This window comes from Halochromatium sp., from assembly GCF_054919635.1.
In genome coordinates this window covers 1-6,297 of record NZ_JBUDPI010000233.1, presented here as the reverse complement: position 1 = coordinate 6,297, position 6,297 = coordinate 1, and the positions used below count along the sequence as shown (strand labels likewise).

The following is a 6,297-nucleotide window of genomic DNA, read 5'->3' as shown; positions in this document are numbered from 1 at the left end:
GCCGGAGCGGGCATCTCGGTCACCAGGCCGCCGCCGTCCTCGAACCGCTGGTTCTCGCCGGCATCCTCGAGCCGAAACACCTTGCCAGCGGCGATGGCATCGCCGATCGCGGTGCCACTGAGCAGCGGCTCGCCGGCCTCATCAGGGCTGGTCTCGAGCCGGTAGGTCTTGAGCAGGCCCTCGGCTCGCTGCGAGTGTACGGTTTCGGGTCGCGCCTGGACGATGAACAGCTCGCCGGTCTCGCCGTCCTTGGCCCATTCCATGTCCATCGGTTTCCCATAGTGCTGCTCGATGGTCACCGCCCAGCGTGCCAGCGACAGGACCTCGGCGTCGCTCAGCACCAGCGCTCGCTGCTCGTCCTCGCTGGTCTCTGTGAGTACGGTCGGGTCTTCGCTGTTGGCCTCGGCATAGACCATCTTCTGCGCTTTACCCCCCGGTTGGCGGGCGATGATCGGTGTCAGCGATTCATTCTCCAACAGCGGCTTGAAAACCAGGTACTCATCCGGGTCGACGATGCCTTGGACCACCGTCTCGCCCAGACCCCAGGCGCCGTTGATCAGCACGGCGCGCGGAAAGCCGGTGTCGGTGTCGATGCTGAACATCACCCCGGAGCTGCCACTGTCGGCGCGCACCATCTGTTGCACACCGACCGAGAGGGCCACCTGCAGCTGGTCGAAGCCGTTATCCTGGCGATAGGCGATGGCGCGGTCGGTGAACAGCGACGCAAAGCAGCGCCGGATGGCAGCGAGCAGGGCGTCGGCGCCGCGGATGTTGAGAAAGGTCTCCTGCTGGCCGGCAAAGCTGGCTTCGGGCAGATCCTCGGCGGTGGCGCTCGAGCGCACCGCGACATCGGGCTCATCGCGCCTGGACTGCTCGGCCAGCGCCTGGTAGGCATTACGCACCGCGTCGGCCAAGGCCGCCGGGATCTCGGCGTTGAGGAAGAGCGCGCGGATCTGCTCGCCGACCTCGCTGAGGGGGCGCTCACCCTGCTCAAAGGCTTGGGCCAGCTCGCGGATGCGCGGCTCGAGCTCGTTATCGGCCAGGAATTGCCGGTAGGCCTGCGCGGTCGTCGCGAAGCCGCCCGGCACGCGCACCCCCCGCGCGCTGAGATGACGAATCATCTCGCCGAGCGACGCATTCTTGCCGCCGACTTGGGCGACATCGTCGCTGCCGAGATCATTGAGCGAAGCGATCAGCGTCCCGTCGTTCATCAGAAATCCTCCAGTCAAGTGCACCAATGGGCTGTCGCCGGCCCAACACCGCAGCCAGTAGGGTCCAACGGGCTCCTTGGCATGCGGATCGGCAGTTGACAGCGAGCTGAGTTGTGGAAAGACACCAAAGGCGGGGGGATATCATTCCCAGGGGATGCCTCAGCGCTCGTAGAGGCCGATGATGCGGCTCTGATCGATCACCTGCGCTCCGTAGTCGCGCAGAAAGGTCTCGCGGTCCGGCATGCCGAATACGGGCTTGTCGAGCGCGTAGAGCCAGAAGTAGTAATGATGCGGGCCATGGCCCTCGGGCGGCAGCGGACCGTCCCAGCCGATGTCGCCAAAATCGTTGACGGCCGGACGGAACTGCTTCTCACCATTCACCGGGATCTGCTCGGTCCCGGCTGGGATACCGTACAGTAACCAGTGGGTAAAGCCGTGCGGCATGGGCGCGTCCGGATCATGGCAGATCACCGCGAGCTCCTTGGCCTCCTCGGGCACGCCGGCGATGATCAGCTCCGGCTGGTCGTTGGTACCGGCCTTGGTATAGCGATCGGGGATACGGTCGCCGTTGGTAAAGGCGGGCGATGACAGTTGCATGGGCATCATGAAACCTCCGTCGTTGTGGGTCTGTGCATTCCTTCAAGCAAGGCCCGAGCCACGTATCGACAGCCTTCCGGCGGCGAAAGCAACGCCAGCGCGCAGAGGCCAATCTGAGCGCTGCTGTGGTGGCGCTCCGCTCAGTGGCGGTGCTCCGCTCAGCGGCGCTGGTTCGTGGTGATGGGGCGCTAGCGATGCAGTCTGGCTGGGCGAGCGACAGCCGAAAACAGCTGGTGTTTTTGCCGAACTGATGGTGGAATCGACACGGAGGCGCCGAACGAGCCACTGAACCGTTGATGAGTCCTCACCAGGCGTACCGTCAGTCAGCCGGCAACCCGATGCTGGCTCGGTAACAATAAGGAGCTTATCCATGTCGACGTCGACTACGTTGATGCCCTCAGGTATTCCAGGTCTGGACGATGTCCTGCAAGGCGGCCTGCGTCCTGGCCACCTCTATTTTATCGAAGGCAATCCAGGGACCGGCAAGACCACCTTCGGACTGCAGTTCCTGCTTGAGGGCTTGCGTCGTGGTGAGCGCTGTCTGCTGATCTCGCTTGCTGAGAGCCCGGAAGAGGTTGCCGTGATCGCTGACTCGCACGGCTGGTCGATCGAGGGTCTCGAGGTCCGCGACCTGGTCAGCGCGGAGGAGATCCATAGCACGGCGCTGTTCGATCTCTCGGAGATCGCGCTCGATGACCGCGTGCAGGCGATGATGGCGGAGATGGAGGCCCTTAGACCGGATCGGCTGGTGCTCGATACATTGGCCGCCTTGCGAGTCTACAGCGATCAGTCATCGTATTTCCGGCGTCATGTCGAGCTGTTCCGCAGCAAGGCCGTCGAGCTTAGAGCGACGCTGCTGGTCACCGATGAGGCCACAGGGCCCGCCGAGCTGCATCCGCGCAGTCTGGCCTGGGGCATCAGTCGGCTGGAGCAGCAGGTCGAGGAGTATGGCCCTGGGCGGCGTTGGCTCTGGCTGCCGAAACTGCGCGGCCAAGCCTATGTGGGCGGCTGCCATGACATGTGCATCAAGACCGGCGGCTTGCAGGTCTTCCCGCGCCTTGATGCCGATCGATCGGCAGAGCCGCCGTCACAGCACGATCTCATCTCGAGCGGCAGCGCGCCGCTCGATGCGCTGCTCGGCGGTGGCCTCGAGCGTGGCACCAGTGTCGGTGTGATCGGCCCGCCCGGTTGCGGCAAGTCGACACTGGTGAGCAGTTTCGCGATGGCGGCTGCGGGGCGCGGCGAACGGGTCGCCCTCTATGCCTTCGATGAGTCGTTGACCACCTTCCGCAAACGATCGATTAGCCAAGGCCTCGATATCGACTCGGCCCCGGCCTCGAATCTGTTGACGCTGCGCCAGATCGACCCGGGCCAGGTGTCCCCGGGCGAGCTTGCCCGCGAGCTTGCCGACGAGGTCGATCGCAAGCAGACCCAGATCGTGATCATCGATAGCCTCAATGGCTATCTACAGGCGATGCCCAATGATCCGTCGATCAACCTGCAGGTGCATGACCTGCTGAGCTACCTGAGCGCCCATGGTGCACTGACGCTGGTCACCTTGGCGCAGCCAAGCCCGCTGAATCGGCAGGAAGGTCTCCCCGTCGATCTGAGCTATCTGACCGATACCGTCATCGCGCAACGCTACTTCGAGGCCTATGGAGCGATTCGCTATGCGTTGTCGGTGATGAAGAAGCGCTATGGCGACCATGAGCGCACCATCCGCGAGTACAAGATCGGGCGCGGCGGGGTCATCGTCGGCGAGCCGCTGAGCGATTTCCGCGGCGTGCTCACGGGCGTTCCCGAGTATCTCGGCGAAGATAGACCGCTGCTTTGAGTCCTGACATGGCTGATCGCAACGCCAACAACACCGAGCGCATCCTGATCCTGGCACCGAGCCCGAATGATGCGTCGCTGTGCGAGCGTTTCCTGCGTGATGCGGGGCTGCAACCGCATATCTGTGCCGACACCGTCGCGCTTTGTGCGGCCTTGGCCGAGCCTGCGGCGGCCTTGGTGGTAGCGGACGAGGCGCTGCGCGGGGATGCCGGTACCCGCATCCGGGAGCAGTTCGCGCAGCAGGAGGAGTGGTCGTCGCTGCCGTTGATCGTGCTCACCCGCCGGCTCGCCAAGGCCAGTCTCGAGGCCTTGGATGATTACGACGTCTATGGCCATGTCCGGCTGATCGAGCGCCCGGTGAACAGCACCGTGTTCGTCAATGCGGTCAAGATGGCGCTGCGTGAGCGGCACCAGCAGTATCGGATTCGGGACCTGCTCAACGAGCGTTCCGAGCATGTGGCCCAGCGCGACGAGTTCCTTGCCACCCTCGGCCACGAGCTGCGCAACCCGCTCGCCGCGATCATGACCTGCGGCGAGGTCTTGGATTCGCTGCAGCTCGAGGCACCGCAAGCCACACGTTGCCTGCACGTGATCTCGACCCAGGCGGCACAGATCAAACGCCTGCTCGATGATCTCTCCGACATCTCGCGCATCGCCCGCCGCAAGCTCAGTCTGCAGTGCGAGGCGCTGGAGTTGACCACGACGCTGCAGGATGTCGTCCTTCAGGTCCAGTCGACGCTCGAGGACCGCCGCCAACGTCTCGAGCTCGCGATCGCCGACGCATCCATGCCCTTGCTGGCCGATGCGACCCGGCTGCGCCAGATCTTTGCCAATCTGCTGGTCAACGCGAGCCGTTATTCGCCGGACGACAGCCTGATCCGGCTCAGCGCCCAAACCTCTGACGGTCTGGCGGAGGTCTGCATCTGCGATCAGGGTGTCGGCATGAGCGCCGAGACCCAGGCGCGCATCTTCGAGCCCTTCTTCCAGGCTCCGCAGCGTGAAGGCGAGCCGCAGACCTCCCGCTCTGGCTTGGGGGTTGGATTGACGCTGGCGCGCTCGCTGGTGGAGATGCATGCGGGCACCATCCATGCCGAGAGTGAGGGACCCGGCAGAGGGAGCCAATTCCGGGTGCTGCTGCCGCTGCAGGCTGTGCCGCAGGCCGACGCTGCTCAACCATCGAAGGTCCAGCGAGTGCCGGCGCAGAGGGACCCGTCGCCGACCCGGCGCATCCTGCTGATCGAGGATAATCTGGACTTCGGCAGCGGCCTGAAACGACTGCTGGAGCAGCGCGGACATAACGTCGTGCTCGCGAACGACGGCCCCGCCGGCCTGAGCGCGGCCGAGTCCCACCGGCCTGATGTGGTGGTGCTCGATATCGGCTTGCCGGGTCTCGATGGTTACGAGGTCGCCTCCCGCCTGCGCTGCCTCGACGGCTTCGACGATTTGCGGGTGATTGCGGTGACAGGCTTCGGTCGCGATGTCGACCGGCGCCGCTCGCACCGCGCTGGCATTGACCGTCACCTGGTCAAGCCGGTGGCGATGCCGGAGCTTGAGGCCGCCATCGCCGGACGCTAGTCGGCGCTGTCCCAACCTTCGCCGGACCCAGGCGTTTTCAGGCAACCGCACCCGTTCCCAGCCAGCCTCGCAGCAGGGTTCCGGCCCCATAGGCGAGCACCGCCGCGCCGCCGCCAGTGAGCAGGGTCTCGAGACCGGAGCGCACGCGAGACTGGTCCAGCGCCCAGCCCTTGGCGATGCCGACGCCGAGGAATGCCAGCGAGGTGGCACCGATACTGGCAACGAAGGCCTGATCGATGCTGAGTGTCGGCACCGCGAAGGGGATCAGCGGGATCGCGCCGATGAGCACAAAGGCGGCGAAGGTTGCGGCGCCGGACTGCAACGGCTGACCGGTATCGCCTGGCTGCAGACCGAACTCTTCCTGGGTGATGGTCTTGGCCCAGAGCTCGGGGTCCGCGGCGATGGTCTCGACGATGCGATCGAGCGTCTCGCCTTCAAAGCCCTTGGCGGCGAAGACCTCGCGCAGCTCCAAGCATTGATGTTCCGGAACCTCCTCGATATGGCGCAGCTCCTCACGATGGGTCTGATCGGCGGCCTGGGCATCGCTCTTGGTGCTGAGATAGTTGCTGACCGCCATGCTGAAGCCATCGGCGAGCAGGCTGGCGACGCCGAGGATGATGACCACCAGGCTCGAGAAGCCACCTCCGACGGCCCCAGCAACCACCGCGAAGCTGGTGATGCCGCCGTCGATCGCGCCCAGCACCGCATCGCCGAGATGTCCGCCGCCGCCCTCGGATGCGAGTCGCGCGCGGACCTCGGCGGCATGGTGCGCGCGGGCCAGGTGCCAGCGTGAGCGTTGTCGAGGCTGTTTTGCGGGCATAGCGAAATGTGCTCCTTGGTTGAAGAGATCGCCAACCTGCAGTCGGCGATCAGTGTTGCTGGTGCGATTGGTTCGCTGGCGACGGCTGATTCGGTCCGGACGCGCGCCGGTGTCGGATCAGTCGATGCGCCACCTCCTTGCCGACCTGCACCAGGATCAGCGGCAGCAGCGAGAACGACAGGATCAGCAGCCATTCGCCGAGCGTCGGGATCTGGATCGAGAGGATGGCCGCCAGCGGCGCGATGTAGGTCGCGGCGATCA

Annotated in this window: 6 protein-coding genes; 2 read left to right on the top strand and 4 right to left on the bottom strand. The window is 65.1% G+C overall.

The annotated features are described in order from the left end of the window. Together ACY693_RS13445 and ACY693_RS13440 are read right to left on the bottom strand one after the other, a co-directional pair. The coding region (locus ACY693_RS13445; RefSeq protein WP_462322338.1) for a PEP/pyruvate-binding domain-containing protein at positions 1–1,211 on the bottom strand (1,211 nt) is incomplete at its 3' end. 159 nt (positions 1,212–1,370) lie between these two features. Continuing rightward, complete coding sequence (locus ACY693_RS13440) at positions 1,371–1,814, bottom strand: YbhB/YbcL family Raf kinase inhibitor-like protein (RefSeq protein WP_462322337.1); 444 nt, start codon at positions 1,812–1,814, stop codon at positions 1,371–1,373. 364 nt (positions 1,815–2,178) lie between these two features. Between ACY693_RS13440 and ACY693_RS13435 the strand changes: the two genes are divergently transcribed. Then, the gene (locus ACY693_RS13435) at positions 2,179–3,642 is read left to right on the top strand and encodes an ATPase domain-containing protein (protein WP_462322336.1); all 1,464 of its coding nucleotides are present in this window, start codon (positions 2,179–2,181) and stop codon (positions 3,640–3,642) included. Between the two features lie 8 nt (positions 3,643–3,650). Continuing rightward, positions 3,651–5,216: a hybrid sensor histidine kinase/response regulator gene (locus ACY693_RS13430; protein ID WP_462322335.1), complete on the top strand. Its 1,566-nt coding sequence runs from the start codon at positions 3,651–3,653 to the stop codon at positions 5,214–5,216. Between the two features lie 37 nt (positions 5,217–5,253). Here ACY693_RS13430 and ACY693_RS13425 read toward each other — a convergent pair whose 3' ends face one another. Together ACY693_RS13425 and ACY693_RS13420 are read right to left on the bottom strand one after the other, a co-directional pair. Continuing rightward, positions 5,254–6,036: a VIT1/CCC1 transporter family protein gene (locus tag ACY693_RS13425; protein ID WP_462322334.1), complete on the bottom strand. Its 783-nt coding sequence runs from the start codon at positions 6,034–6,036 to the stop codon at positions 5,254–5,256. 49 nt (positions 6,037–6,085) lie between these two features. Continuing rightward, positions 6,086–6,297 (bottom strand): hypothetical protein (locus tag ACY693_RS13420; protein ID WP_462322333.1); only part of this gene is annotated, 212 nt, incomplete at its 5' end.

Coding starts and splice junctions, on each gene's coding strand:
- ACY693_RS13430 (WP_462322335.1), top strand. CDS start 3,651: ATGGCTGATCGCAACGCCAACAACACCGAGCGCATCCTGATCCTGGCA.
- ACY693_RS13435 (WP_462322336.1), top strand. CDS start 2,179: ATGTCGACGTCGACTACGTTGATGCCCTCAGGTATTCCAGGTCTGGAC.
- ACY693_RS13440 (WP_462322337.1), bottom strand. CDS start 1,814: ATGCCCATGCAACTGTCATCGCCCGCCTTTACCAACGGCGACCGTATC.
- ACY693_RS13425 (WP_462322334.1), bottom strand. CDS start 6,036: ATGCCCGCAAAACAGCCTCGACAACGCTCACGCTGGCACCTGGCCCGC.